Source organism: Streptomyces sp. NPDC088812 (assembly GCF_044750285.1).
GTDB lineage: Bacteria > Actinomycetota > Actinomycetes > Streptomycetales > Streptomycetaceae > Streptomyces.
Genome location: NZ_JBIVJP010000013.1, coordinates 74,994 through 101,978 on the forward strand (window position 1 = coordinate 74,994; position 26,985 = coordinate 101,978).

Annotated in this window: 20 protein-coding genes, 1 tRNA gene, 1 pseudogene and 1 riboswitch; of the genes and pseudogenes, 7 read left to right on the top strand and 15 right to left on the bottom strand. The window is 72.6% G+C overall.

All coding sequences use genetic code 11. The annotated features are described in order from the left end of the window. The first annotated feature begins 255 nt into the window (after positions 1–255). A complete protein-coding gene (locus tag ACIP67_RS23060; protein ID WP_401694172.1) occupies positions 256–2,001 on the top strand; it encodes an esterase in 1,746 nt (581 codons plus the stop codon). Positions 2,002–2,260: 259 nt separating this feature from the next. Here the strand turns inward: ACIP67_RS23060 and ACIP67_RS23065 are convergent. The 10 genes and pseudogenes from ACIP67_RS23065 to ACIP67_RS23110 form a co-directional block, all read right to left on the bottom strand. Beyond that, positions 2,261–2,334, bottom strand: a tRNA-Pro gene (locus ACIP67_RS23065). Between the two features lie 106 nt (positions 2,335–2,440). Then, positions 2,441–2,800 carry an MmcQ/YjbR family DNA-binding protein gene (locus ACIP67_RS23070; RefSeq protein WP_401694175.1) on the bottom strand — a complete coding sequence of 120 codons (360 nt, stop codon included), beginning with the start codon at positions 2,798–2,800 and terminating at the stop codon, positions 2,441–2,443. A 54-nt stretch (positions 2,801–2,854) separates the two neighbouring features. After that, complete coding sequence (locus tag ACIP67_RS23075) at positions 2,855–3,376, bottom strand: GNAT family N-acetyltransferase (RefSeq protein WP_401694177.1); 522 nt, start codon at positions 3,374–3,376, stop codon at positions 2,855–2,857. Then, the gene (locus ACIP67_RS23080) at positions 3,373–3,951 is read right to left on the bottom strand and encodes a helix-turn-helix domain-containing protein (RefSeq protein ID WP_401694178.1); all 579 of its coding nucleotides are present in this window, start codon (positions 3,949–3,951) and stop codon (positions 3,373–3,375) included. Before ACIP67_RS23080 ends, ACIP67_RS23075 begins: the two co-directional genes overlap by 4 nt. Positions 3,952–4,071: 120 nt before the next feature. After that, positions 4,072–4,638 (bottom strand): GAF domain-containing protein, encoded by a 567-nt coding sequence (locus tag ACIP67_RS23085; protein WP_401694179.1) that lies wholly within the window; start codon positions 4,636–4,638, stop codon positions 4,072–4,074. A 61-nt stretch (positions 4,639–4,699) separates the two neighbouring features. Continuing rightward, positions 4,700–5,437 (bottom strand): GTP-binding protein, encoded by a 738-nt coding sequence (locus ACIP67_RS23090; RefSeq protein WP_401694181.1) that lies wholly within the window; start codon positions 5,435–5,437, stop codon positions 4,700–4,702. Continuing rightward, entirely contained in the window at positions 5,415–5,786 is a 372-nt protein-coding gene (locus tag ACIP67_RS23095; protein WP_365458594.1) for a DUF742 domain-containing protein, read from the bottom strand. Before ACIP67_RS23095 ends, ACIP67_RS23090 begins: the two co-directional genes overlap by 23 nt. Positions 5,787–5,788: 2 nt before the next feature. Continuing rightward, complete coding sequence (locus tag ACIP67_RS23100) at positions 5,789–6,223, bottom strand: roadblock/LC7 domain-containing protein (RefSeq protein ID WP_385068802.1); 435 nt, start codon at positions 6,221–6,223, stop codon at positions 5,789–5,791. A gap of 1,223 nt (positions 6,224–7,446) precedes the next feature. Then, positions 7,447–9,579, bottom strand: a pseudogene (locus ACIP67_RS23105) (ATP-binding protein); the annotation flags it as partial. A gap of 492 nt (positions 9,580–10,071) precedes the next feature. Then, entirely contained in the window at positions 10,072–10,494 is a 423-nt protein-coding gene (locus tag ACIP67_RS23110; protein WP_401694182.1) for a hypothetical protein, read from the bottom strand. 308 nt (positions 10,495–10,802) lie between these two features. Here ACIP67_RS23110 and fxsT point away from each other — a divergent pair, with 308 nt between their 5' ends. The 5 genes from fxsT to ACIP67_RS23135 all read left to right on the top strand — a co-directional run bounded on the left by fxsT (position 10,803) and on the right by ACIP67_RS23135 (position 19,189). Further along, the gene (fxsT, locus tag ACIP67_RS23115) at positions 10,803–13,706 is read left to right on the top strand and encodes an FxSxx-COOH system tetratricopeptide repeat protein (RefSeq protein WP_401694183.1); all 2,904 of its coding nucleotides are present in this window, start codon (positions 10,803–10,805) and stop codon (positions 13,704–13,706) included. A gap of 259 nt (positions 13,707–13,965) precedes the next feature. After that, on the top strand, positions 13,966–14,883 hold the full coding sequence (locus tag ACIP67_RS23120) for a RimK family alpha-L-glutamate ligase (RefSeq protein WP_401694184.1): 918 nt from the start codon (positions 13,966–13,968) through the stop codon (positions 14,881–14,883). Between the two features lie 55 nt (positions 14,884–14,938). Next, entirely contained in the window at positions 14,939–16,171 is a 1,233-nt protein-coding gene (locus tag ACIP67_RS23125) for a cytochrome P450 (RefSeq protein WP_401694186.1), read from the top strand. Between the two features lie 259 nt (positions 16,172–16,430). Beyond that, on the top strand, positions 16,431–18,101 hold the full coding sequence (locus ACIP67_RS23130) for a M48 family metallopeptidase (RefSeq protein ID WP_401694187.1): 1,671 nt from the start codon (positions 16,431–16,433) through the stop codon (positions 18,099–18,101). Next, positions 18,098–19,189 (top strand): hypothetical protein, encoded by a 1,092-nt coding sequence (locus ACIP67_RS23135; RefSeq protein WP_401694188.1) that lies wholly within the window; start codon positions 18,098–18,100, stop codon positions 19,187–19,189. Before ACIP67_RS23130 ends, ACIP67_RS23135 begins: the two co-directional genes overlap by 4 nt. 68 nt (positions 19,190–19,257) lie before the next feature. On the opposite strand, the gene ACIP67_RS23140 is transcribed toward ACIP67_RS23135, so the two are convergent. After that, positions 19,258–20,484: an MBL fold metallo-hydrolase gene (locus ACIP67_RS23140; RefSeq protein WP_401694189.1), complete on the bottom strand. Its 1,227-nt coding sequence runs from the start codon at positions 20,482–20,484 to the stop codon at positions 19,258–19,260. A 277-nt stretch (positions 20,485–20,761) separates the two neighbouring features. On the opposite strand from ACIP67_RS23140, the gene ACIP67_RS23145 reads away from it, so the two are divergent. Further along, positions 20,762–21,382: a TetR/AcrR family transcriptional regulator gene (locus tag ACIP67_RS23145; protein ID WP_401694190.1), complete on the top strand. Its 621-nt coding sequence runs from the start codon at positions 20,762–20,764 to the stop codon at positions 21,380–21,382. A 441-nt stretch (positions 21,383–21,823) separates the two neighbouring features. On the opposite strand, the gene ACIP67_RS23150 is transcribed toward ACIP67_RS23145, so the two are convergent. From ACIP67_RS23150 to ACIP67_RS23165, 4 genes are all read right to left on the bottom strand, one after another. Further along, positions 21,824–22,609, bottom strand: a complete 786-nt coding sequence (locus tag ACIP67_RS23150; RefSeq protein WP_401694382.1) for an SGNH/GDSL hydrolase family protein — start codon at positions 22,607–22,609, stop codon at positions 21,824–21,826. A 146-nt stretch (positions 22,610–22,755) separates the two neighbouring features. After that, the gene (locus tag ACIP67_RS23155; RefSeq protein ID WP_401694191.1) at positions 22,756–23,469 is read right to left on the bottom strand and encodes a DUF6250 domain-containing protein; all 714 of its coding nucleotides are present in this window, start codon (positions 23,467–23,469) and stop codon (positions 22,756–22,758) included. Positions 23,470–23,483: 14 nt separating this feature from the next. Continuing rightward, a complete protein-coding gene (locus ACIP67_RS23160; protein WP_401694192.1) occupies positions 23,484–25,352 on the bottom strand; it encodes a hypothetical protein in 1,869 nt (622 codons plus the stop codon). A 295-nt stretch (positions 25,353–25,647) separates the two neighbouring features. Beyond that, positions 25,648–26,646, bottom strand: coding sequence for a peptidoglycan DD-metalloendopeptidase family protein (locus ACIP67_RS23165; protein ID WP_401694193.1), 999 nt, complete (start codon positions 26,644–26,646; stop codon positions 25,648–25,650). Between the two features lie 4 nt (positions 26,647–26,650). Further along, a riboswitch (cyclic di-AMP (ydaO/yuaA leader) is annotated at positions 26,651–26,812 on the bottom strand. Positions 26,813–26,985: the final 173 nt, after the last annotated feature.

Genomic DNA, 26,985 nt, shown 5'->3' on the forward strand with positions numbered 1-26,985 from the left:
GGCGGTCGCGTGGGCGCCACGGGCCGGGACCGGTGGCACCGGACGGGTCCGCCGCTGGTGGTGAGCCGGAAGGAGGCAGACCACTCGGCGGCGCCACTTCTAACATAATTATCATCGAAATTGTTAACAATCCTTGGCGGCGCTTCCCTACAGTCTGGGACTCGGATGATCCGCGCAGCCCGGCCCGGCCCTACGCAGGTGCGGAACGCGAGCACGGCTGTGCCCATGAAACCCGCTGTACAAGGAGGTCCACGGGTGGAAGTCAACCGCAGAACCGTCATTCGGGGCGCCGCGGCCGTAGCCGCGGTCGGAATCGCCGAGGGGACGGCAGGAGTGGCCTTCGCCGGCACCTCGTCTTCATCCGGCTCGTCGAGCACGTCGTCGGCGTACTCGCTGGAGTTCGATTCCACCGCGTGGTCGTACGACTCGACCAACGACGTGTACTACCAGCTCGGCAAGGTGTACGTCGCCGCCCCGGCCGCGACGGACATCGAACACCTGTCGATCTACGTGCCGGGCGCCTATCTGAAGGCCACCGCGAACAGCGACGGGACCACCTACACCGCGACGCCCGACCCGAAGGGAACCGTCGGCGCGTACTCGGGACGCACGGCTCCCATCGTGATCCCGGTCAACACCCCCGGTTACGCCGGGCAGTCGCCGGCCACGTCCTACAACTACAGCAGCGTGTCGCAGTACCTCGAGGCCGGGCTCGTCTACGTGTGGCCGGGACTGCGCGGCCGGAACACCTCGACCAGCACCCGCTCCGACGCGGCCCCCTGGGGTGTCACCGACCTGAAGGCCGCGGTGCGCTTCCTGCGCTACAACCGGAGCGTCCTGCCCGGCAGCACGGACGACGTCTTCCTGTTCGGCATGAGCGGCGGCGGCGCGCAGGACACCGTGGCGGGCGCCTCCGGTGACAGCCCCCTCTACGACCCCTACCTACGCACGATCGGCGCGGCGATGAACGACGCGGGCGGGCGCGCCCTCAGCGACGCGGTCGCCGGTGTCATGGCCTGGTGCCCGATCACCAGCCTGCACGAGGCCAACCTGTCCTACGAGTGGAACATGGGCCAGTTCGCCTCGACCGGCACACGCGCCTCGGGCACCTGGACCAGCGCCTACTCCACAGACCTCGCGAAGGCCTGGCCCGCGTACCTGAACCGCCTGGGACTGCGCGACGAGAGCGGCAGGAACCTGACGCTGACCGAGTCCGACAGCGGCATACACCTGGCGGGGAGTTACTACGACCACCTGATCGAGGTGATCACCACCTCGCTGAACAACTTCCTCTCCGACACCACCTTCCCGTACACCGTCACCACGATGGGAGGCCCTCCCGGATCGGGTTCCACCGGCTCCTCCACCACGTACGAGACGGTCGCCGACTACATCGCCTATCTCAACACCGACAGCACCTGGGTCACCTACGACGCCGCGACGAACACCGCCACGGTGTCCGGCCTGGCGGGCTTCGCCAAGAGCCAGAAGAGCGCGAGCAAGCCGGTCGGCGCGTTCGACGGATACTCGCGTGGGCAGACCGAGAACAGTGTGTTCGCCATGGGACTCGACGCCCCGGCGCACTTCGCGCCGCTCACCCGCGACGTCGTCAAGGCGAACGAAGCGACCTACGCCACGTACTCCGACTGGAACTCCGAGTACGGATCCGCCGCCTACGACAGCGACTTCGCCAAGAAGGACAGCGTCGGCAAGGACATGGCATGGCGGGCCGACGCCTACAACCCGCTCTACTACCTCTCGCCCGCCTTCGCCGGCTACCGCCGGTCGCAGCCGGCGCGCCACTGGCGCATCCGCACCGGCATCATGCAGGGCGACACCGCCAACACCACCGAGATCAACATCGCGCTGGCGCTGCGGAACTACGGTATCGGCGACGTCGACTTCGCCACCGTGTGGGCCCAGGGACACACCCAGGCCGAACGCACCGGCACCGCGACCGCGAACTTCATCGACTGGGTGGAGTCCAGCGTCACGAGGTGACGCGGAATCGGACGCCCCGGGTACCCGACCGCCGCTTCGCGGCCGGGTGCCCGGCCGCGCCGAGCAGGACCGGCCACGGTGACAGCCGCCGAGCGGCAGCCGGCTGGTGTCGGCGATGCCGGTCGCGTCGAACCCGGCCGCGATCGTGGGCAGGTCGATGGGGGTGCCCGCCGGGGCCGACGGTGAACTGGTCCCGGGAACGATCAAGGGCCGGTTTCGGATCGCTCCGAAACCGGCCCTGACATGCGACTCTCACGAGTCGGGACGACAGGATTTGAACCTGCGACCCCTTGACCCCCAGTCAAGTGCGCTACCAAGCTGCGCCACGTCCCGTTGCCCGTCTGACCTGGGGTTTCCCCTGGCCGAACGTGCAGGAAAACCATACCGCACTCAGGTCGGTGGTCGTGCACGCCTTTTCGGCGGCCCGCCCCCGGCCGGCTCACCCGTCCTCGGGCACGCCCAGCCGCGGATGGGCCTCCAGCAGGCGCGGCGGGGCCGCCTGGCGCCAGGAGTCGGCCAGGATGTCCCGCAGCTCGTCCTCGTCCTCCAGGGCGGCCAGCCGGACCCGCACCCAGGCGAACTGGGCCTCGTGGGAGGCGATCCAGAACTTCCCGGGTTCGGCGAGGACCAGTTCGTCGCGCTCCTCCTTGGGGCAGCGCACGGCGAGGGAGGTCTCGTCTTCGGGCAGCGTGGCGAACATCTTCCCGGCGACCCGGAACGTGGGCATGCTCCAGGCGGTCTTCTCCGTCGCGTCCGGCAGACGGAGGGCGATTCGGCGTGCGTCGTCGGCGTCCGGCATGTCTCGCACCGTAGCGTCCGGCACTGACAGTGCGGCCGGCCGCGGCACCGACGGTCACCCGGCGGCGACCCGCTTGTAGTAGAGGCTGGTCGGGCGCAGGACGCCCGCCGGGCCGGCCGCGTAGTCGGGGATCACCCCGGCCCGCGTCCACCCGGCGGTGCGGTAGAGGCGTTCGGCGGGGCTGTCGGTCTCGGTGTCGAGGTGGAGCAGGGTGACGCCGGCCGCCGCGGCGGCCTCCTCGGCGGTGGCCAGGAGGGCGCGGCCGAGGCCACGCCCGCGGGCGTCCCGGTGGACCATCAGCTTGACGATCTCGGCGCGGTGGCGGCTGTTGGGCTTGTCGGGCAGGGCGAGGCTCACGGTACCGACGACGCGGCCGGCGTCCTGGGCGGTCCAGACCGCGAGGCGCCCGGCGGCCACCCCCGCCGCCCGTGCCGCCCACCAGGCCACGGCCTCGGCGCGGTCGAGCGGGGCGAGGAAGCCCACCGAGGCACCGCCGTCCACGGTGTCCACCAGCAGGTCGGCCAGGTCCTCGGTACGGTCGAGCAGCCGGGCGGCGTCGAGACGGGTCGGCGTCACGGCAGCACCACCGCCAGCACGTAGCGCGCCTCCGTGTCCCCGGCGCACCGGAAGCGCGTAGGCCCCCACACCCGCATCCGCAGGCAGTCACCGGCGTCGAGCCGGTGCGCGGCTTCCCGCACGGTCACGTCGAGGGCGCCCGCCAGGACCCAGATGTGCTGTTCGAGTCCGGGCACGGGTGGCCGGTCGTAGGCGATGTCGGCGCCCGGGGCGAGCCGGCCCTCGACCAGCTCGCCGCGGAGTCCGGGGTGTGGCGGCGAGACGGAGCGGCGGACGAAGCCGGAGTCCCGGTCCTCCCACACGGGCTGTTCGGCGGCCCGCAGCAGGGGCACGGGCTCGTCCTCGACCTCGCTGAGCAGGCGTGACATGGTCCGTCCGTAGACGTGGCACAGGCGGTTCAGCAGCGCGGCGGTCGGGCTGATCTCCGCGCGCTCGGCGCGGGACAGGGTGGAGCGGCTCACCCCGCTGCGCTCGGCCAGCTCCCCCAGCGACCAGCCGCGTTCGGCGCGCAGCTGGGCGAGGCGGGCGGCGAGGCGGGCATCGACCGCCTCCGCGACCTCGAAAGGCTGTTTCATATCCGGGACTGTATCCCATATTCGGGAAGCAGGGGGTGTGCGTCCGCGTCGGTGGGGTCCACCTGTCCTGGGGTCCACCCGTCCTGCCCGGGGCGGGCACACGCACCGGTCCGGGGCGGGCTACGGCAATCCGTCGGCCGTCGGCCGTTCCAGGCGTACGACGAGGTCGGCGGCGGCCGCCTTGATGGTCTCCAGGCCTGCCTTCCCCCAGGGCCGGGGCGCGAGGTCGGCGACGCACACCGTGCCGAGCACCATGCCGGTCGTGTCGATGAGCGGGGCTCCGAGATAGGAGCGGATGCCGTACTCGTCGACGGCCGGGTTGCCCGCGAAGCGCGGGTAGTCGCGGACGTCCTCCAGGACCAGCGCCTTGCGCCGCACGACGACGTGCGGGCAGTACCCGTACTCGCGGGGCAGCCGGCGGCCCAGCGCGGGCTTGCCGCCGCGGGCGGCCGCGCCGCCGTCCGGAGTGTGCAGTCCGGCGAAGAACTGCCGTTCCTCGCCGATGAAGTTGACCATGGCGTACGGTACGCCGGCCAGTTCGGCGAGACGGTCCGCGAAGGCGTCGAGGGCGGGCTCCGGCCGCTCACCGAGGCCGAGTCGGCGCAGCCGTCGGGTGCGGGCGGGGGCTTCCTCGTCCTCGGGAGTGAGCAGCAGTCGACCGGCCGGGCGCGGCGGGTCGTAGCTCATGGCCGGGCTCCGTCGCTGTGGGCGTGGGACATGGGGGGCTCCGGTGCGTCGGTTGCGGGGATCACCTGTGGGCGCCACGGCTCGGCTGGGGTGCCGCCGGTGCGTGCGCGATGAGGTGCCTGACGAGGGTGAGCAGCGTCTGGACGCCGGACGCGGAGATGCGGGCGTCGCAGCGCACGACGGGGATCCGCGGGTGGAGGTCGAGGGCGGCGCGCACCTCCTCGCAGGCGTAGCGGTGGGCGCCGTCGAACTCGTTGACGGCGACGATGAACCCGAGGCCGCGTTCCTCGAAGAAGTCGACGGCCGCGAAGCACTCCTGGAGTCGGCGGGTGTCGGCGAGGATCACCGCGCCGAGGGCGCCCTCGGACAGTTCGTCCCACATGAACCAGAAGCGTTCCTGTCCGGGGGTGCCGAACAGGTACAGCACGTGGTGGGGGTCGAGGGTGATGCGGCCGAAGTCCATCGCGACGGTCGTCTCGACCTTGTTCTCGATGCCGTCGAGGTTGTCGGTCGCGGCGCTGACGGTGGTGAGCAGTTCCTCCGTGCTGAGCGGCGCGATCTCGCTGACCGCGCCGACGAACGTCGTCTTGCCGACCCCGAACCCGCCCGCCACGAGGATCTTCAGCGCGGTGGGGAAGGGCTCGGGGCCGTCGTCGAGCGCGGCGGGCGCGCTGTGTGCGCCCTGCGCGGTGGGCGCGCTGTGTGCGGCGGGCGCGCTGTGTGCACTGTGTGCGCCGTGTGCATCGAGCGCGTTGTGCTCGCCGTGCTCGTCGTGCTCAGAGCTGTCGTCGTAGTCCATCGAGCACTGCCTCCAGTAGGGCCCGGTCGGTGGGGTGGTGGTGGAACTCGGGGGGCTTGGTGGTCAGCGCCCCGCAGTCGACGAGGTCCGACAGCAGCACCTTGGTGACCGCGGCCGGCAGCTTCAGGTGGGCGGCGACCTCGGCGACCGGGACGGGTGCGCGGCACAGTTCCAGGGCCTGCGCGTGCTCGGGGCCGAGGTAGCCCAGGGGGGTCACCCCGGTGGCTCTCACCTGCGACATGAGGTCGAGGGCGACGGTGGGTCTGGTGCGCCCGTTGCTGACCGTGAACGGGCGCACCAGCCGTCCGGCCGCGTCATCGAGCCAGGGCCCGTCGCCGGCCGCCGCCACGCTCAAGGCCCCATCACCGACGGTTCGACGGCGTGCTGCCGGGGCGCCGTCACCAGGTAGGGGCGGACGCTCTTGACCAGCATCGCCATCTCGTACCCGAGGACCGCGGCGTCGGCCTCGCGGCCTGCGAGCACGGCGAGACAGGTGCCGGAGCCGGCCGTGGTGACGAACAGCAGCGTCGAGTCGAGTTCGACGACGACCTGGCGCACGTCCCCGCCGTCGCCGAACCGTACGCCCGCGCTGCGCCCGAGGGAGTACAGGCCGGAGGCGAGGGCCGCCATGTGGTCGGCGCTGTCGGGGTCGAGGCCGTGGACGGACTTCACGAGGCCGTCGCAGGAGAGGAGGACCGCACTGGTCGTGTGCGGTACGCGCTGCACGAGGCCGCTCATCAGCCAGTCGAGATCGGAGACATGGCCGGTCGGCGCGTCGCTCGCCATGGTGGATCGACTCCTAGGGGTACGAAGGTCCGCGGGAGCGGTGGGGGTCGGGGTGGGGGTCGGGGTGGGGGTGGGGGTGGGGGTGGGGGTGGTCAGGGGGGTGCTCATCCGGCCGGTGTGCTCCCGTCGTGCCGGGTGGTGGGGTGGGGGGCGTGACCGTCGGCGCGGTACGCCTCACCGGGTGCGGGTGCGGGTGCGGGTGCGGGCGTGGTGTGGCCTTCGGCCAGGGGTGGCGGGGGCGCGAGGGACTCCGCCGGTCCGGTGGCGGCCGCTCCCGAGACCTCCGCCTCCAGGCTCTGCTGGGCCTCGGCGAGGCCGATGCCGCGCTGGAAGGCCGCCATCAGGCCGGGATCGTGGCCGACGGGCCGGTCGGTGTCCTGCCGGGGGACCGGGCCGCCGCGCAACTGGGGCGCGATGTGCTCCTGGGCGCGGCGGCGGGGCAGTCGGGGCTTGCCCATGGTGCCGCGGACCGCGCCGCCCGCGCGCGGGAGCGGCGCCTGGCCCGCGTGCCCCTCCACGACGGGCCGGTCGCCGGACCGGATGCCGGGCACCGCCTCCGCCGGGTTGGGCCGCTCCCCGTGCGCGCCGCGGACGGGCAGGGGGGCCGGACCGCGTCCGTCCACCCGTGGGACGTCGTGCCGGGCCCGGCCCTCCGGGCCCGCTGCCCCGGCGGGGGCGCGGATCGCGGGGTCGGCCCCGGGTTCCGCGGACGTCGCGGGCGGCGTCAGCGGCGCCCACGCCCGGCCGGACACCTGGTGCGGCCCCGCCGAGGACGGCGTCGTGCCCGCGGCCGACGTGTCCGGTGCTGACACGGCTTCGGTCCGGTGACGGCTGCCGGTCGTGACCGACGCCGCGGACGCGGCCGGGTCGGCCGGGTGCGGGGTGACTGTGCCGGGGGTACGGGGCTGGGGGGTCGGGGCCTGGGGGCCGTCGAGGGCGTCGGGCCGAGGCCGGCCCTGGAGTTGTGGCTGGGGCTCGGGCTGCGCTTGAAGCCGGCGCGGGGATTGAAGCCGGGGCTCGGGCCGACCGAGGTGGTCGGACCGGGCCGGGAGCCAGGGCTGGGGTCGACCGGCGCCCTGGGAACCGAGGGCGCCGACCGCGCGGGGAGCGGTCTCCGTTCCGGCCTGGGGCTCGACTTGCGGCCCGGCTTGGGGCCCGGCTTGGGGCCCGGCCTGGAGCCCCGCCAGGGACCCCGCCTGGAGCCCGGCCGCGAGTCCCGCCTGGAGCCCGGCCTGAGACCCCGCCTGGAGCCCGGCCGCGAGTCCCGCCTGGAGCCCGGCCTGGGACCCCGCCTGGAGCCCGGCCGCGAGTCCCGCCTGGGGCCCGGCCTCAAGTCCCGCCTGGGGTCGGTGCTGCGGCTCGGCCTCGGCCCGGCCGCTCCGCCGTGATGCGGTCGCGCTCGGGGTTCCGGCTCCGATCTGCGGCTGAGCAGCAGCCCGTGTCTCGACCGGGGCTTGGGCTGGGGCCTGTGCCTGGGCCGGGGTTTGAACCGGGGCCGCTGCCTGGGCCGGGGCTCGAACCGGAACCTGCGCCTGAGCCAGGGCTTGCGCCGAGACCGGGGCTCGAACCGGAACCTGCGCCTGAGTGTGGGCTTGCATCGGGACTGGGCCTTGAACCGGAGACAAGGCTTGAGCCGGAGCGGGCGCCGGAGCCGGAGCGGGCGCCGGAGCCGGAGCCGGAGCGGGTGCGGAAGCGGGAGCCTGCGCCTGGGCTTGGGCTCGGGCCGAAGTTTGGCTTCGAGACCCGGCCGAAGCCAGGCCAGGATCCGGTGCCTGCGCCGAGTGCCGCCCGGGGCCCTCCAGCCGAACCGGGGCCGAGGGCTGCCCCGGGGCCGAGGGCCGCCCCGGACCCTCCGGCCGGACGGGGGCCGAGGGCTGCCCCGGGCCCTCCGGCCGGACCGGGGCCGAGGGCCGCCCCGGGCCCTCCGGCCGGACCGGGGCCGAGGGCTGCCCCGGGGCCGAGGGCCGCCCCGGGCCCTCCGGCCGGACCGGGGCCGAGGGCAGGACCCGCCCCACGGGCGGGGACGGAGCCGAGGCCTGGATCGCCCGGGCTCCCCGCGCCCGGGCACCTCGCGCCCGCTCGCCGTCCGCCTCCGCTGCCCCTCCCCCGCCGCGTTCCTCCGTCTGCGGCACGGGGGCGCCCGGCGCCGGCGCCGAGCCCAGCACGGCCTGCGGTACGACGAGTACGGCCTGGACGCCGCCGTAGATGTTGGTCTGGAGGCGGACCCGGATGCCGTGCCGACGGGCGAGTTGGGAGACGACGTAGAGGCCGATGCGGCCGTCGGCCAGCAGGCGGCCGACGTTGACCTGGTCGGGGTCGGCGAGCAGGGCGTTCATCCGGTTCTGTTCCTCGACGTGCATGCCGAGCCCGCGGTCCTCCACCTCGACGGCGAGACCGGAGGTGACGAGGTTGGCGCGCAGCAGCACCTGGGTGTGCGGGGCGGAGAACACGGTGGCGTTCTCGACGAGTTCGGCGAGCAGGTGGACGACGTCGGCGACGGCGTGGCCACGCAGCTCGCCGTCGATCGGCGGCACCAGCTTGACCCGCGAGTACTGCTCGACCTCGGCGATGGCGGAGCGCAGCACCTCGGTCATGCAGACCGGGTTGCTCCATTGCCGCCGGGAGACCGCCCCGCCGAGCACGGCGAGGTTCTCGGCGTGGCGGCGGATGCGGGTGGCGAGGTGGTCGACGTGGAAGAGGCCCTTGAGGAGGTCGGGGTCCTCGATCTCGTTCTCCAGCTCGTCGAGGATCGAGATCTCGCGGTGCACGAGCGACTGAAGGCGCCGCGCGAGGTTGACGAAGACCTCGAGTTTCTGTTCGCTGCCGGTCTGGCTGGAGAGCTGGGCCGCCCGGACGACGGCGTCGACGGCCGTGTCGTGGGCGCGGGACAGGTCGGCCGCGAGCAGTTCGAACTCGTCGGCGTCGGCGGGCGGCCGTCCGCGCGTGGTGCGCCGGGGCGGGACCTCGCCGCGGCGCAGCGCGTCGAGCAGGGCGCGCAGGTCGGCCGTGTCCCGTGCGCTGTCCTGACGCAGGGCGTCGATGCGGTCGGTGACGGAGCGGGCGGCGCGGTCGGCGGCCACGGCGGCGATCAGGATGCCGGCGGCGGTCACCCCGAGGGCGCCGGCCAGCACGGCCCACAGGGTCGGGCCGGGCCGGGTGCCGGTGGAGCGGACGGCGAACAACACGGCCGCGCAGGCGCTGAGGGCGACGGCGGTCGGGGGGAGCACGGCGAGCCGGAGGAGCTGAGGCCGTATGTGTGTCTCGGCCGGTGTGGGAGCGGTGCGGGCGACCGGTCGTCCGTGCCGTCCGCCCTCACGGCGGTCTGCGCGTGCGGCCGGTGCGCGGAGGTGAGACATCGGGGTCCTCGTACTGTGTCCGTCGGGCGTGGTGGTGCGCGCGGGTGCGCGACTCGGGCGTGCGCCATCGCGGTGTCGGTCGAGAGAGCCGGAGATTCGGCCGCACGTCGCCCGACGGACACTCACAGTAGTCGCCAAGGCATCATGTGCGGTGGGCAGTTGACAAAGTCACCCGGGCAGGATCCCGCTCTGGTATGAGGTCTCGCACGCAGGACCGATAACACGTCGACTCACGTCGACTCCGTCGGTACCGGAGTCGACAAAAGACGTTCAGACCTGGTCACAGCCGGTCTTGAACAGAACGGGAGGCCCGGGGAGTTCCTCATCCCCCCGGGCCCTCCGCGCCGTGCCGACCCCCGGCATGCCGTCATGCACCCGTCCCCTCAAGGGTGGTTGCGAGCCGTCGGCTCGTCTGCGGCCCACCCGGAACATCACGCTGCGTATCAGCCTTGGCTCGGGGTGATGCGCCGTGGGGCCGGCTTCCCGGGAGGGTCACCCCTCGTCGCACGGGTCGAGCTCGCCCCGCGGCCGGCCGCCGTCCAAGCCGTGCGGCGCGTCGGCCGTGCGCCCGCACGGAAGGTCGTCGCCCCCGGGCGCACCGGACGCATCCACCCCCGGCTCACCCGCACCGCCTCCGTCCGGCGCCCCTTCGGGCGTGCCGCTGCCCCGGCGCGGGCCGGACAGCACCTTCACGATCGCCGCCCCGGCGGCGAGGCCGAAACTCCCCGCGTCCACCGCCGAGGCCCCCAGCCAGGTCATCGCCAGACCGGCCCCCGCCCCTCCGAGGGCACCGAGAACCACCACCTGATTTCCATAAGCCGTCCGGGACGGTGACGCGTCCTCGCCCACGAGTGCGGACCGCACCAGGTGCAGCACCATTTCGACCCGGGACCAGAGCCTGGAGGTCCTGCTCACCGATTCCCCTCCTTGCACGCCGACGGGAGTTCCCTCGCTTCATGGGAACAGGCCACGGGGTGTCCCACCATCTGTCACGCCAAAGCCAGATGAAACCCGGCTCCGAAACGACTCGCAGTGGGACGGCGCATCACCAGGTTGGGACAACCACTGTCCCGGCTTGGCTTGGGACACCTATCCTGGTGGACGTTTCGGGACGCTGCCGGACAGCGTCCCCGAAGTCGGGGGAGCCGATGAATGACGAGGCAGAGGGTCGTATCGATCCCTCTCCGGCCAACAGCACAGAGGATCTTGCGCGATTTCTGCGCATGCTCCGCGCCAGGGCCGACAGCCCTTCGTACCGAGATCTCGAGAAATCCGCCGCCACCCTGGGAAGGGGACGGGCACTGCCCCGCACCACGCTCGGCGAGGTTCTGCGCGGACGCAGGTTTCCCAGCAAGGCCTTTCTGCTGACCTTCGTCGAGTTGTGCGGAATCCAGCCGGGCGAGATGCAGGCGTGGGAAAACACCTGGAATCGGCTGGCGGTGCAATACAAGGTCACCGAGCCGACGGAGGGACGTGAGGCGCACCCTCCGCAACTCGTGGTCCACACCAGGAAGCGGATCAGCGAGCTGGAAGAACAGACATCACAACTGCGCACCCGCCTGCGACAGCAGGGCCAGGTCCTCGAACAGGCCGCCAGGGCACTGACGGCCGTGGGCGCGGCCCTGCAGCGCCAGGGTCACTGGGCGGAGGCGGAGGCGGTCTACGCCACCGTGGTCGAGTTGCAGCGCGTCCCGCCCGCCTCCGACGTCCAGACCCTCGTCCGCGCGCAGCGCGGCATCGTCGAGGTCCTGATCGCGCAGGGCCGGTACGGCGACGCGGAGACGGCGGCGGAGCTGCTGGCCGGCGAGTGCGTGAAGGAGCTGGGCGTCGACCACACCGAGACGCTCGGCGCCCAGCAGCTGCTCGCCGCTCTGCGCTCCGCGCCGCCCCCGCCCCCGCCCCCGTCGCCGGGCGCCGCGCGGCCGGAGCCGGCGGACGGCTCCGAGCCCCTGGTCCTCGTGGGGACCGACGTCACGGAGCAGCGGCCCGACCGGACCGCGTCCCGGGGCCGGGTGGCGGGCGCGCTGCCCGCGATCTGGAACCTGGAGCCGCGCAATCCCGAGTTCACCGGCAGGGACGGCATCCTGCGCGCGCTCCGGCAGCGGTTCGGGCAGGGCGGTCCCTCCATGGTCCAGACGTTACGGGGACCGGGAGGGGTCGGTAAGACCCAGATCGCCGTCGAGTACGCACACCGGCACTCCGACGCCTACGACCTCGTCTGGTGGGTCGCGGCCGAGGACCCCTCGCTCGTCGGCGAGCAGATCGCCGCGCTCGCCGTCGAGCTGGGCCTCGTCGAGCAGGGCACCGACACGGCGACGGCGGCCGCCGTCGTGAAGTCGCAGCTGCGCGGCCGGGACCGCTGGCTGATCATCTTCGACAACGCCGAGGAGCGGGCCGCCGTCTCCGAGTGGTTGCCCGGCGGACCGGGGCACGTACTGATCACGTCACGGGCCGGTGGCTGGGAACGCGTCGCCGCGACGGTGCCGGTGGACGTCATGGGGGAGTCCGAATCCGTCGCCCTGCTCCAGGCCCATTGCCCCGAACTCAGCCGGAGCGAGGCGGAGTCGCTGGCCGAGGAACTGGACTACCTCCCCCTCGCCCTGTGCCAGGCCGGCGGTTTCCTGGCCGAGACGGCCACCGAGGTCGGCGACTACGTCCAGCTGCTGCACACCCACCCCGCCGCCCTGCTGAGCGAGGGCGAGGCCGGGGACTACCCGCGGTCCCTGGCCGCGGTGATCGGGCTCAGCCTCGACCAGCTCACCGGGGCCGACCCCATCGGGCTGACCACCGTGCGGGTGTGCGCCCTGCTCGCCCCCGAGTCCATTCCGGTGCGCTGGCTCATGGCGGTGGACGACATCACCACCGGCGACGACGAGGCCCTGGCGCCCCTCGCGGAGGTCGCGGGTGACGAGATGCTCCTGCGCCGCGCCATCGGCACGGCCGTCCGCTTCGGCCTGGCGAAGAGCAACCGCGACGGCGTCCGGCTCCACCGGCTCGTCCAGGGGGTGATCCGCGATCTGCTGCCCGCCAGCTCACGGGAGCGCGTCCGGCGCCACGCGCGCGCCCTGCTGGTCGCCAACCGTCCGGGCGACCCCGAGGACCCGGCGACCTGGCCGGAATGGGCCCGCATCGTGCCCCACCTCCTCGCCGTGGAGCCGACCACCCCGACCGACCCGCACCTGCGCACGCTCTCCTGCGACACGTCGTGGTACCTGATCGAGCGGGGCGACGCGGACGCCGGGGACCGGCTCGCGCGCTCCCTGCGCGAGGCCTGGCTGCGCGACCTGGGCCCCGACGACGTGCACGTCCTGTGGGTGACCCGGTGCCTCGCCCGCGCCCTGCGCGAACAGGGCCGCTACGAGGAGGCGCGGGTCCTGTACGACGACACGCTGCCGCGGTACCGGCGCGTCCTGGGCCGGAAGCACACCGACTCCCTCCGGCTGGCCCACGGCTCGGCGATCAACCTCAGGCTCCTCGGACGGTATGAGGAGGCCAGGGCCCTCCAGGCGGCGACGCTCGAGTCGTACCGCCAGGTGCTCGGCGAGGACCATCCGCACTCCCTGCACTCCGCCAACCACCTGGCGGTCGACCTCGGCACACTGGGCCACCACGACGAGGCCAGACGGCTCCACGAGGACACGCTGGCCCGCTACCGGCGGGTCCTCGGCGACGACCACCCCGACACCCTGCGGTCGGCGAACCACCTCGCGGCCGACCTCATCGCCCTCGGCGAGTACGCCGAGGCGCGGGCCCTGGACGAGGACACGCTGGAACGCTGCCGGCGCACCTTCGGCGAGGAGCACCCCTACACGCTCCGCGCGGCCGTCTCCTACGCGACCATCCTGCGCAAGCTGGGGCGTCTGCAACCGGCCCTGGCCCTCCAGGAGACGACGCTCGTCCGCTCCCGGCAGATCCTGGGCGCCGACCACCCGCAGAGTCTGCGCGCCGGGCACGCCCTGTGCGAGATCCTGCTGCACCTGCACCGGCTCGACCGCGCGGCGGATCTCCAGGAGGAGACCGTACGGCGCTATCGGCGCGTACTCGGCGACGACCATCCGGAGACGAAAAACGCGGTGGATCTCCTGGAAAAGATCAGCGAACGTCGCACACCCGGGCGGAAAAAATGACCATGCCCCAGCGCCGAAAAGAGGCTGGATTCCGCCAATAATGGTCATGCCGATAGCCAGACAGCGGGCAGGACACTTACGATTGTCGGGGCGTCAACTTCCGATCATTCCGTGAGAGTGAAATGGGTGAGCACCGGAAACCTCGGTATCCGGCGTCACGGATAGCACAGAGTGGATTCCGGTTCGGGAAGGTTCAGTGCACTTCCATGCTCGCGAGTAGCGTGCCTCCCGTCATGTCGTCCCGAGTAAGGAATGAGTCATGCCGGATGTCAAGATCGCGTTGGCGACCACCAGGCCGCGTCCGGAGATCAACGTCGATCACGACATGCCGCTGCTTCTGGCGGCCCTGAACGAGGAAGGCGTCAAGGCCGTTTCCGTCGACTGGGACGACCCGGAAGCCGCCTGGGAGGAATTCGACCTCGTGGTGATCCGGTCCACCTGGGACTACACCTGGCGGTCGGTGGAATTCATGGAATGGGTGGAGCGGGTCAGTTCCCTGACCACTCTCCTCAACCCGCCGTCCGTGGTGCGCTGGAGCGCGGACAAGTACTACCTCTCCCGCCTCGCGGAGGCGGACGTCCCGGTGGTGAGGACCCACTACATCGCCCCGGGCACGGAGCCCACCCTCCCGGCCTCGCACGAGTTCGTCGTGAAACCCGCGGTCGGAGCGGGCGCGCGCTACGCGGCCCGGTACCAGCCGGCCGACCGCGACACGGCCCTTCAGCAGATCCGCCGCATGCACGACGAGGGCTTCACCGCGATGGTCCAGCCCTACATGACGGCGATCGACTCGAGCGGCGAACGCGCCCTGGTCTTCTTCGACGGAACCCTGCTGCACGCCATCCGGAAGAACGCCGTACTGGCGCCGAACGTCCCGTTCGACCAGCGCAAGGTCGCCCACCCGGGCCTGGAGCCGTGGACCCCCACGCAGCACGAGGTCGAGGTCGCCCGGAACGCCCTGTCGGTGGTACCGGACGGACAGCGCCTGTTCTACGCACGCGTCGACATGGTGGACGACGAGAACGGCCGGCCCACCGTGATGGAGCTGGAACTCGTCGAGCCCAACCTCTTCCTCGCGGTGCAGCCGGATTCCCTGCCCACCGTGACCCGCGCCATCGTCGACACGGCCGTACGCGCCGGAGAGCTGAAAGACCGTCAAGTAGCGGAATCACGCTGAGAGACCGCGCTGAGAGATCGCGCTGAGAGATCGCGCCACAACGGGGAGGGCAGCGGTGGTCACGGCCGACGAGTCGCACGACGGGGCTGCTCTCCCCTATCGCTGTCCGGCGAACCTGGGAGAGCCCCCACAGTTCCCGGTCCTGCGCCAGGGGCCGGGCATCGACCGCCTGCCCACCTCCACCGGGGACAGCGCGTGGCTGGTGACCAGCCACGACGGCGTGAGGACCATGTGCGGTGACCCGCGCGTGGGCAAGTCCCACGCGGACCCCCCGCGGGCGCCCCGCCTGTGGGACGCCGCGCTCATGGAACCGCAGAGCGGTCACGCGGACGAGTTCGCGGTCCACTCCCGCTGGCGGCACACGCTGTCACGGCACTTCAGCAGCCGGCGCGTCGCGCAGCTCAGACCGCACATGGAAGAGGTGCTGGGGCGCATCGTGACGGACCGGCTCGCCGAAGGGCCGCCGATGGACGTCCGCACGGGGCTGGCGCAGCCCTTCGCCGCCACGGTCGTCTGCGACCTCCTGGGACTTCCGCACGCCCTCCGGCCCGCTCTGGTCGCGTGGTCCGACACGGCGCGCGCCCACGGCATGGCCCGCGAGGCGGCCGCCCGTCGCGGCGCCCTCCGGCGGCGGATCGACCGGGTGCTCGACGACGTCCGGGCCGAGGCCCGCGGCTCCGCGGCGGACGACACCCTCGTCAGGGACCTGGCGCTCGCCCGGCCCGGAGCCCACCGGCTCGCTCGCGAGGAGTGGGCGGACGCCGTCCTGGACGTGTTCCTCGCCGGCTACGACACCATCTCCACCCGCATCGTCCACGGCACCGCCTACCTCCTCGACCACCCCGAGCAGCTGCGGGCCCTCACGGGAGACCCGGCGCTGATACCGGGGGCGGTGGAGGAGATCTTCCGCCTCGCGGTACCGGGCGGCAGCTGGATACCCCGCTACGCGCGCTCCGACATCCCCCTGCCGCACGCCACGGTCGCGGCGGGCGACCTGATCGTCCTGTCCTTCCAGTCCGCCAACCGGGACGAACGCGTCTTCCCCGAGGCCGAGCGCTTCGACATACGCCGGCACCCCAATCCGCACATCGCCTTCGGACACGGCACCTTCTACTGCCTGGGCGCCGCGCTCGCCCGACTCGAACTGAGCCTCTACCTCGCCGCGCTCGCCCGCTTCCCGGGACTCGGCACGGCGTCTCCGGGCCAGGAACACGTTCTCGCCGAGGCGACCGTGACGGGCGGACTCGAGCACCTCCTGACCACCTGGGACACCGACGGCTCCGTCTAGGACCCGACCGGAAGGGATCACCGGAGCCCCGCCGCCCTCCGCCGCGCCCTTCGAACCGTCACCGTCTCCGGGTGCCGGCGGGGTCGGCCTGCCATGGACACGTCTTGCACGTCAACCTCCTGGTGGGCCATACTCCGCTTCCCCCCACAACTTGATCACGACCGTCCGTGAGCCCGCCTCGCACCGGCCGCGATCAGCCGCGGCACCCGTGTCGCCGCACCCGATGCCGTCCACCTGACATCCCGTGGAGCCCTGCCCGATGGGCGCAACCTTGCGCGCGCTGCGCGCTCTCCTGCTGCTCGCCGGCTTCTATCTGCTCGGCGTCCTGCTGCTGGCGGTGCTCGCCGGCCTTGACTGCCTGCTGTATCTGCACGCCCCGTCGGGCGTCGCGGCGAAGCTGTACGTCGTCTCCGTGCTGCTGGCGATTCCGCTGGTCCGCGGCCTGTTCATGCTGCGCACACCGAAGGCGGAGGGGGCTCCCGGCCTGCCCGTCACGGAGGCCGACGAGCCTGTGCTGTGGCGCACCGTACGGGAACTGGCCGACCGCGTCGGCACTCGCGCCCCGTCCCGCATCCTGCTGGTGCCGGACGTCAACGCGGCCGTCGCCGAGGACGCCCGCCTGCTCGGCCTGTTGCCCGGTCCGCGCCGCCTCCACCTGGGCGTGCCTCTCCTCCAAGGGCTGACGGAGGCCCAGCTGAGGTCGGTCCTCGCGCACGAACTGGGCCACTACTCCCACGCCGACACCCGCCTCGCCGCTCTCACCGGGCGCGGCCGCGCCCAGATCCTGCGCACCATCGGGCACTTCGAGGAACGCGCCGGGAAGACCGCGGCCCGCGAACAGGCCCGGCAGGAGAAGAAGAACGCCAAGGCCGCGGCCAAGGGCAAGGAGACGAGCGAGGTCGACACCCGGCACCAGGGCGTCACGTACCGCGCGATGGCCCGGGTCTACACCGCGTACGCCAAGCTGTACTTCCGCGCCACGCTGGCCGGCGCCCGCGGTCAGGAATACGCCGCCGACGCCGCAGCCGCCCGCATCGCCGGCCGGGACGCCACCGCCTCGGCCCTGCGCGAGATCCCGGTGCTGGACGCCGCGTTCGGCTTCTACATGCATCACTACGTCAGCCTGGGCGAGGACGCCGAGCTGCTGCCGCCGCGCGGTGAGGTGTTCGGCGGTTTCGGCCGGATGCTGAGCGCTCGCCAGCTGGAACTGGCCGGGCTGCGCGCCGAGCTGCCCACCGAGCCCGCCTCGCCGTACGACTCCCACCCGCCGATCGCCGATCGCGTCCTCCGCATCGAGGCGCTGCCCGCCGACGACCGCACCGACGAGGGCGGGGGCGCCGCCCTCGGTCTGCTGTCCGACCCCGAACGGACCCTGGCGGCCCTGGAGGACGCGGTCCTGGCGGAGGAAGTGCGGCGCTTCCGGCGTACGGCCGACTGGCCGGAGCTGCTCGACGGCTCGATGACCAACCGGTTCGCGAGCCTCGACACCCCCCTGCACCGGGCCCTGGCCATGTACACCAAGACGCGCCCGACCCTGCCCGCCCTGCTCGGCCTGATCGACGACGGCCGGTTGTGGCAGCTGGCGCGGCGGCTGCCGCTGTCCGACGAGGCGGTGGCTGCGAAGGGGCGCGTCTTCCGGGAGTTCGTGCGGCCGGCCCTGACCGAGTCGCTGCACCGCATGGTGCTGGCCGAGTTCAGCGCCCGCGCCCGACTGCGCTGGGAGTTCTCCTGGGAGCGGGCGGCGACCACGCGGCTGCTGCCCGCGCCGGGGGAACCGGCGCCGCCGTCCGACACGGCGTCGCCTGACGACCTGATCGGTCCCGCCGTGGCCGCCGCGGTCGCCGACCACCCGGACACCGGCCCGCTGCGCGCCTTGCTGCCCTCTGCTCCGACCGACCCCGCGAACCGAGAAACGGACCGTCCCCGATGACCGTAGTGCTGTGGATCCTGGCGATCCTGGCCGTACCCACGCTGATCGTCTTCGGGTGGCTGGCCTGGGTGTTCCTCAAGGAGTTCTTCTCCCCGAGCCATGACGAGGACGCCGCCGCCGAGGCGGCCGAGAAGCTCGGCCTGCTGCCCGCCGACCGGCAGGCCACCGAGCACGCCGGCCCGCTGCCCGCGGGCTGGGAGACGGCGCTGGGCCGCGTGGGCGGCGGCGACTGGCAGGCGGCGGCCGAGCTGTTGCGGGGCATCGGACGCGACTGGGACCGGCGGTCGATGGCCGTCGCGTCGCTGAGCGGGCTGGCCGCGGAGGACGACGCCTGGCTGCTCTCCTGGGAGACCGCCCACCCCGACGACCCGGACGCCGCCGTGGTCCGGGCCACCAGCACGGTCTTCCTCGCCGGGCGGATCCGCGGGGGCAAGCGGGCCCAGTACACGACGGAGGAGCAGTTCGCCGGCTTCCACCGGATGCTGCACCGCTCCCGCGACGAGATAGCCCGGGCGGCGGCACTCGCTCCTGACGACCCCACGCCGTACGTCACGGAGATCACGGTGGCGCTCGGCCTGGGCTACCCGCACTCCGAGATGGACAAGCTGTGGGCGGAGATCACCGCACGCGCCCCGCACCACTACGAGGGGCACTGGCGGGCGCTCCAGTACTGGTGCAAGAAGTGGCGCGGCTCGGAGCGACTGGCCATGGAGTTCGCCGAGCAGGCCGCGGCGAAGGCACCGCTGGGCAGCCTGCTGACCGTGCTCCCTCTGATCGCCCACTTCGAGCACGACGAGTCCGACGACGCCGAGGGCGACCGCACGCCCGAGATGGTGGCGCGGGTCGACGCGGGCCTGGCGGACGCCGCCGCGGCCGACCCGACCCATCCGCGGCTGCCGGAACTGCGCCACCTGCTGGCGTACTACCTCTCGCTCCAGGACCGGGACGAGATGGCGATAGAGCAGTTCCGGCTCGTGGACGGTCATGTGAACGCGCTGCCCTGGCGCTACCGGGGCAGCGGCGCCGACATGACGGCGTACTACTGCAAGATCCGCAACTCGTCGGCGCAGGTGGTCGCCACGGGCTGACGACGGCCGGCATGGGGGGGCGGCACTCGATCGTTCACCGAGTACCGTCCCCCGTACGGGAAGAACGCTCAGCTCTCGCCCACGAGGTCCAGATCGTCACGAGACGCCCCCGGCGTGATCTCCGGAACGGGCCACGTGCGGTTCAGCGGCAGGGACACATCCCGCCACCAGGGGTGCGTGGGAAGGACTCCGGCAGGCTCGAAGGGCCGGCCCGGAACCGGGACGGCGACCGCCTGCCCGACCGCGTCGGCCGCGGCCACGGTCCACTCCCCCGGCTCGGCCCAGGGATGCAACGAGAGATTGAACGTTCCCCAGTGGATCGGCAGCATGACCCCGCTCGGCCGGCCCTGCTGGAGGTCGAGATGGCTCTGGACCCCTTGCGAGGGGCTCATGTGAATGTCCGGCCACGCGCCGGGCAGCGGCGTGGAACCCGTGTGGCCCTTGGGCCAGAACTCGGAGTACGCGCCGATCTGGATCATCGTCGCGTCGAACGGGCCGTGCTCGGCGCCGATGTCCCGGAAGCCCTCGAAGTAACCGGTGTCACCGCTGTGGTAGATCCGGTGCCCGTCACCGGCGACCACCCAGGAGGCCCACAGGGTGTGCTGGGTGTTGCGCAGGCCGCGCCCGCAGAAGTGGCGCGCCGGGGTGGCGGTGAGGGTGAGTCCGCCGACCTTGGTCGCCTCGTGCCAGTCCAGCTCGCGCAGCCGGTCCGCGGACACGCCCCAGTGCTCCAGGTGGGCGCCGACCCCGAGCGGGACGGCGAACAGGGTGTCCGTGCCGGCCAACGCCTTGATCGTGGGCATGTCCAAGTGGTCGTAGTGGTCGTGCGAGATGACCACGACGTCGACCGGGCCCAGGGCGGCGAGCGGGAGCGGGACGGGGTGCAGCCGCTTGGGGCCCGCGAAGGGGAAGGGGGAGCAGCGCTCGCCCCAGACCGGGTCGAACAGCACGCGCTGCCCGTCGATCTCCGCGAGCACACTGGAGTGGCCCAGCCACGTCAGACGCAGGTCTGTGGCGGGCGGCTCGGCGAGGTCGGCGACGGTGGTGGCGTGCACCGGGACCGTGCCCGCGGGGGCGCGGCGGGTGCGGGAGTCCTTGTCGAAGTACACCTTGGCGAAGTCGAGGGTCGAGCCCGAGGGGCGGATGCGCGCCGGGCCGCCGGGGTTCTGGAAGACCCCGTCCTTGAAATGGGGCGATCTGCGGATGCGCGCCAGGCGCTCACCGCTCGGGTCCGCGCCGAAGGCCTCGGGCTGCAGCGCGCGGAGCCCGGAGCTCAGGGTACGGAAACCGGCCACGGTACCTCCAGGTGGAGTCGCTGAGGATTCCCATTATGGTCGGCCCGGGCGGTGACGCCGGACCGCCCCTGTCCCGGGCCCCCGGCGCCCCGCCCCGACGCGGCGGCCCGGCCGCGCGGACGCAACGGCCCGCGCCGTGGCACCGACCCGTCGTTCGGTGCCGCCCGGGCGACCGCGAACTCGTGGGTGAGTCCCGGCTGTCCGTGGGCGCGAGGCGCTCCGACCGCTCCCTCCGACGACGTCGGCGCAGGTCGCGGGCCCTGTGTAGGGTGACGGCGTGGCGAGAGTCCGGTTGAGTGTGGCCGAGCGGCGCGAGGAGTTGCTGAAGGCCGCCATCGAGCAGATCGAGGCGCGGGGCGTGGCGGCGGTCAGGATCGCCGACGTGGCCGCGGCGCTCGGCGTGAGCAACGCGCTGGTGCTCTACCACTTCTCGACCAAGGAGAGGCTCGTCGCCGCCGCGTACGCGTACGCCGCCGAGGACGACCTGACCCGCCTGCGCAAGCTGCTCGGCCGCCGCACCACCGCCCTGCGCCGGCTGCGGTCGGCCGTGCGCTGGTACGCGCCCACCGGCCAGGCCAAGGGCTGGCGGCTGTGGATAGAGGGCTGGGCGGTGTCCCTGCGCGAGCCCGCCCTGCGCGACGTCGCCCGCCACCTCGACCGGCAGTGGAAGGCCGCGCTCACCGAGGTCATCGCCCAGGGGGTGGCGGCGGGCGAGTTCCGCTGCCCCGACCCTTGCGGCACCGCCCTGCGCCTGACGGCCCTGCTCGACGGTCTCGCCGTGCAGCTGACGTCCTACAAGGGCGCGGTCTCCCGGGCCCGCGCCCGGGAGTGGGTCGACGAGGCGCTGGCCCGCGAACTCGGGCTGGAGGCGCGGACGGTGAGCCTCCAGGGACGCTGAGGCCGGCCGCGGACGGTGAGCGTCCAGGGGCGCTGAGGCCGGCCGCGGACGGGACGCAGGACCGTCCGCCGGGAGGCCGCCGGCCCGCCGTCCGCCGGGAGGTTGTCGGCCCGTCCGCCGGGAGGCCGTCGGCCCGGACGCGCTGTGGCCCGGACACGCTTCGGTCCGGGCCCGCTGTGGCCCGCGGGCGCTGTGGCCCGGACGCGCTTCGGTCCGGACCGCTGTGGCCCGCGGGCGCTGTGGCCCGGACGCGCTTCCCCCCGGCCGTCGGCGGAACCCGAGGCCGTCGGCGGTACCCGAGGCCGTCGGCGGTACCCAAGGACCGGTGCGGGACGCCGAGTTCGAAGAGGGAGACGCCACGGACCGAGGACGCCCGCCCGCCCCACGGGTCGAGCGCGGCCGGCCGTCGGCACGGGGCGGACGGCCGCGCTCCACAGGGGCTCACGCCACCGAGGCGATCCGTGTCCTGATGTCGGCCGGCGACAGCGCCCCCTTGGCGGTCACGTGGTCGCCCGAGGACTGCCCGCGCAGCCGGCGCCCGATCCACGGCACCAGGAACTCGCGCGCCCAGTGCACGTCGTCGCGCCGTACCTCGAGGGTGCCGCGCGGCGGGAGCGGCGGCCAGGGCTGCTCGGGGTCGGCCGGCACCTCCAGTCCGAGGACCTGTCCGGCGCGCAGCGCGACGCGCGTGTGCCCCTCCGGGGAGAGGTGGAGCCGGTCGTGGTCCCAGGCCCGGCGGTCCTGGATCGACTTCAGGGACCACAGGTCGAGCACCGGACAGCCGTACCGGTCGGCGACGGCGCGCACATGCCCGTTGTAGGTGGCGATCTTGCCGCGCAGGTGCTTGAGCACCGGGATCCCGCGCGTGTCGAAGCCGGTCGTCACCATGACCGTCCCGGCCACCGCGGTCAGTGCGGCGATCGCCCGCTCGAAGCGCTCGGCGACCTCGTCCGGGTCGGTGCCGGGACGGAGGATGTCGTTGCCGCCGGCGCAGAAGGAGACCAGGTCGGGTGCGAGTCCGACGGCCTGGGGAAGCTGGCCCGCCATGATCTGGTCGAGCAGCTTCCCGCGCACCGCCAGATTGGTGTACCGGAAGTCGCCCTCGGGCCGCCGGTCCGCGAGCAGCACCGCGAACCGGTCGGCCCAGCCGACGAACGCCCCGTCGGGGCCGGGGTCGCCGACGCCTTCGGTGAAGCTGTCCCCCACCGCCACGTACGACCCGATCACTGATCTGCTGTCACTCTTCGAATCGTCTGCCACAACAGTGCATGATTCACCTTCGAATGTGACTTACGCGACCGTAGGAAGGGGTTGACGGGCGGTGAGATAAGCCACTCCTAAAGAATTCACCAATGTGGGAATAAGGGCTGCGGTCAGCCGTGTCGACGCAGTGACCACACCCGGAAGTCACTGATCCGGAAATGGCTCCACGTGGTGCGGAAGGCGAAGTGCCCGGCGGTGTACGGCTCCGGGTCGGTGTAGTCGAAGACGAGCCGCCCGTTGTTCCACCACCGGACGGTGGAACCGTCGGAGACGATGCGGACGTGGTTCGGCTCGTTCGCCACCAGCAGCGGCTCGGTGTAGTCGTAGACCAGCGGCCGGACCCCCGCCTGGCCGACGTAGCGGCGCAGCCGGGTGGTGGTGTTGGTGTTGGCGCCGTAGCCGACGTAGTACGTCTTGAGGTGGTCGTACTCGGCGAGGGCGCCGCCGCGCGGGGTGGCGAAGAGGTCGTCCGGGGAGCGGGCGTCGAGGGCGTTCCAGAAGTTGTTGAGATCCGAGACGCGGTCGTTGGCGCCGCCCGCGGAGACCGGGGTGGCGGTGTACTCCAGGACGTACGGTCCTTCGAGCCGCTGCTTGAACCAGATGGTCGCGCCGGCGGGAACGTCGACCTCCAGGATGCCCCGGGAGGCGGTGACGGTGCCGCCCTTCTCCAGTTCGACGGCCCACTGGCGCAGACCGTGGCGGAAGTCGTCGTGGGCGATCAGGCGGCGGTGGCGGGGGGCGGCGCTCGCCTGCGCCGCGGGGGCGAGGGCGGCCAGGGCCGTGCCGGCGGCCAGGGCGCCGAAGGCTCTGCGGGAAGTGGTCACGGGAGACGGCTCCTTCAGGGGGTCGTGACGCGGGGTGCGGGGACGCGGCGGGTCTCGGTGCCGAGGTAGTAGTCGGTGTACGTCGACTGGAGGTAGCCGCGGACGGTCCAGCCGAGGCGGTACCCGGGGTTCTGGGCGAGCGTGTAGAGGCGCGTCCCGGTCGGTTCGGTGGTGGTGTACAGGCGCAGGGCGGTGTGGTCGGCGGTCTCGGCGAGGATCTCCTCGCGCCAGTCGCCGAGGATGTCGCCGTAGAACGGGGTGGCGTTGCGGGCGCCGGAGACGACTCCGGAGGGCTCGAAGATCTTCGTGCTGGTCTGGGTCGCCGGGTCCCACTTCTCGACGTAGGTGTAGTCCAGGTTCTCTGACGCCTTGTCGCCGTCCCACCAGATGCGGAAGTTGACGCTGGGCGTGGTCGTGGAGACCTTGCCGTCCTGGACGTTGTAGACGCCCGCGCCCGGCGCGGTGACGTCGGCGGTGGACGTCCAGTACTCGTAGCCGGGGTGGTCGGGGTCGATGTCGCCGGTGCTGCCGCGGCCGACGTCGATGTCGGTGTCGTTCACCCAGTCCGCCGGGTGCTGGCCGGTGACCAGGCGCTCGCCGGTGTCGGCGTCGTAGTAGTACCAGGGGAAGTTCGGGATGACGCCCAGCTCCGCCTGCTGGATGGCGAAGCCCTCCAGGCCGGGGCGGTCGGGGTCGAGATCGGCGATGTGGAAGCGGTCGCCGTGCCCGGCGCCGTCGACGACGTAGCGCAGGGTGCCGTCGCTGTTGACGACGTAGTTGCCGTCGGCGATCTCGTCCTTGCCGTCCCCGTCGACGTCGACGGTGCGGATCTGGTGGAAGCTGGTCGCGCCGCTGTCGGAGGGCACGACGTACTTCCAGCGGCGGGTCAGGTCCGTGCCGTCGAAGTCCCAGGTCTGGAAGAGGATCCGGAAGGTGCCGCGCTTGGCGCCGACGCGGGTGACCAGCTTGGTGACCAGGCTCGGGTGGACGCCGTCCAGGTAGGCGATGCCGAAGTGGCCGCCGGAGGGCCCGTCGGCGACGAAGTCGTCGGGGACGGGCTGCCGGGTGCGCTCGGTGCCGGTCGCGCCGTCGATCACCGAGACGAACTGGTTCGCGGGCGAGGCGGCGGTGACCTGCGCGCCGTCCGCGAAGGTGGTGCCGTCGGCCGTGTGCACCAGCACCTCGGCCCTGCCGTCGCTGTCGAGGTCGTACACGGTGACGTTGTCGTCGTTGCGGTAGCCGCCGATCGCGGTGGATCCGCTGACGGCGGCGGGCGCCGGGTCGTTGGCGCCGTTCCCGCCGACCTGGGTGTAGGAGCCGGGGCCGAGGTCGACCCGCCACAGCCGCTCGCCGGAGAGGGTGTAGGCCTCCAGCAGGTCGGACCTGTCCCGGGTCTGGGAGAGCCGGCTGACGACGAGTTCGTAGCGTCCGTCGCCGTCGAGGTCGCCGGGCCAGGCGTGCTGGACGGTGTAGCCGTCGGCCGCGGCGAGCGGGATCTCGGCGTACCCGTCGGCGAAGTCGAGGGCGGCGGAACTCGGCCGCTGCTCGTGTCCGTCGACCACCGCGCGCACGGTGTAGGTCCCCGTGCCCCGGGAGTCGTCCTGGTAGGTCGTCGACTTCCTGATCGGCTCGCGGTTCAGCCGGCGGCCGTTCTTGTACACGTTGAAGGCGATCGCGTCGCCGTACCGGGCGTACTCGGTGCCGAGCAGGCGCCAGCTGAGGAAGGTGCCCTCGCCGGACGGTACGGCGACCAGGCCGCGGTCGAGGTTCTCGACGATCCGGCGCGGCTGCTCGGCGGCCTGGCCGGCGGGTGCGGAGAAGAGCCCGGCCAGCAGGGCGGCGGCGGTGACGGCGACGGTTCTTCGGCGTCGGGTGGGGTTCACGTGTGGTCCTTCACGATGAGCGTGGTCGTGTGGTCGGCCACCTCGCGATGGCCCGGTCGCCGTCCACGGAACCGAACGGCGTTCGAGGAATCGGACATACGAGAGGGCGGGGAAAGCGGTTGCCCCCTTGCTGGAGATCACTGTGTCCCCCCTCCGCCCCCGCTGTCGACGGTCCGGCGGGACCTGCCATACGACCGCAACACAGTGATCATGAACGCGCAAAGCCACCGAAGGCCGGACCCCGGGAACGGGTCCGGCCTTCGGTGGCGTGTCGGACGGGTGGTCGTGCGAGGGGTCAGCCGACGGAGACCCCGTGCGAGCGGAGGTAGGCGACCGGGTCGATGTCCGAGCCGTAGTTCGGCGTGGTGCGGATCTCGAAGTGCAGGTGCGGGCCGGTCACGTTGCCGGTCGCGCCGGAGAGGCCGATCTGCTGCCCCGCGGAGACGGTCTGGCCGGCCGAGACGGAGAGCGAGGACAGGTGGGCGTACTGGGCGTAGTAGCCGTCGGCGAGCTTGATGACGACCTGGTTGCCGTAGGCGCCGCCCCAGCCGGCGGAGACGACCGTGCCCGCACCGACCGCCTTGAGGGAGGTGCCGGTCGAGACGACGAAGTCGACGCCGGTGTGGTAGCCGCTGGACCACATGCTGCCGGACATCCGGTACGGGGTGCCGATGGCGGCGCTCGCCACGGGGAGGACGAAGCCGCTGGAGGCGGTGGTGTTCTCGGCGCTCTGCGTGGTCGACCCGGCGGAGGAGCCGGAGGACTTCACCGACGTCGAGGACTGCGTGGACTTCGACGACTGCGTCTTCGAGGACTGCGTCTTCGAGGACTGCGACGACTTCGACGAGGAGGAGGAACCGGACGACGTGGACGGCGACTTGGTGGTGCCGGTCGTGGCCGCCTGCTCGCCGATCGACAGCTTGAGGCCCGGGTGGATCAGCGACGGGTTCGCGCCGACGGCCTGACGGTTGTCCTCGTACAGTTCCTGCCAGCCGCCGCTGACGCTCTGCTCGTCCGCGATCTTCGAGAGGTAGTCGCCGGCCACCACCGTGTAGGTCCGGGTCTCGGTGGCGGACTTCGCGTCGGCGGCGGCCTGCTGCGCCACCGGAGCGGCCTGGACCGACTTCTCCGCGACGGAGGAGACCGACCGGGCCGCCGACTGGGCCGGTGCGGCATGGGCGCCGGCGGCACCCATGAGCGGAAGGGCGAGCGCGGCGCCGCCCGTTCCGGCGACGGCTATGGAGCGGGTGAAGCGCGGGGTCTTCGGGCGGCGGTGCTTACCCTTCGCGGGCATGGCGGATTCCTCTCCGGCGCCTGCGAGGTGAGCTGTCGGGTGCGGGCTGGAGATGCCCGGCCGCGCCGAGGCACGGCTTTACCCCTAGCCGTTCCGGAGACCGGAACAGGCGGTTCTACCTGTGGGTCCCCCGCTCCTGCCACATACGGGTGAGTGTGTGCGGGCTCCGGGCGGCGGCAGGATTGGGCGTCCGTCCGGATTGGTGTGGAACGTAAGCGACCAGGACGCACAGGAACAAGCAGCGGTTGCGCTGTTCACGCCTTTCTCTTGATCCTCTGTGAGAATTCCCCGTCACTTTCCGTGCACCACCGGGCCCGCACTTCCCGGAACGCCCATAAA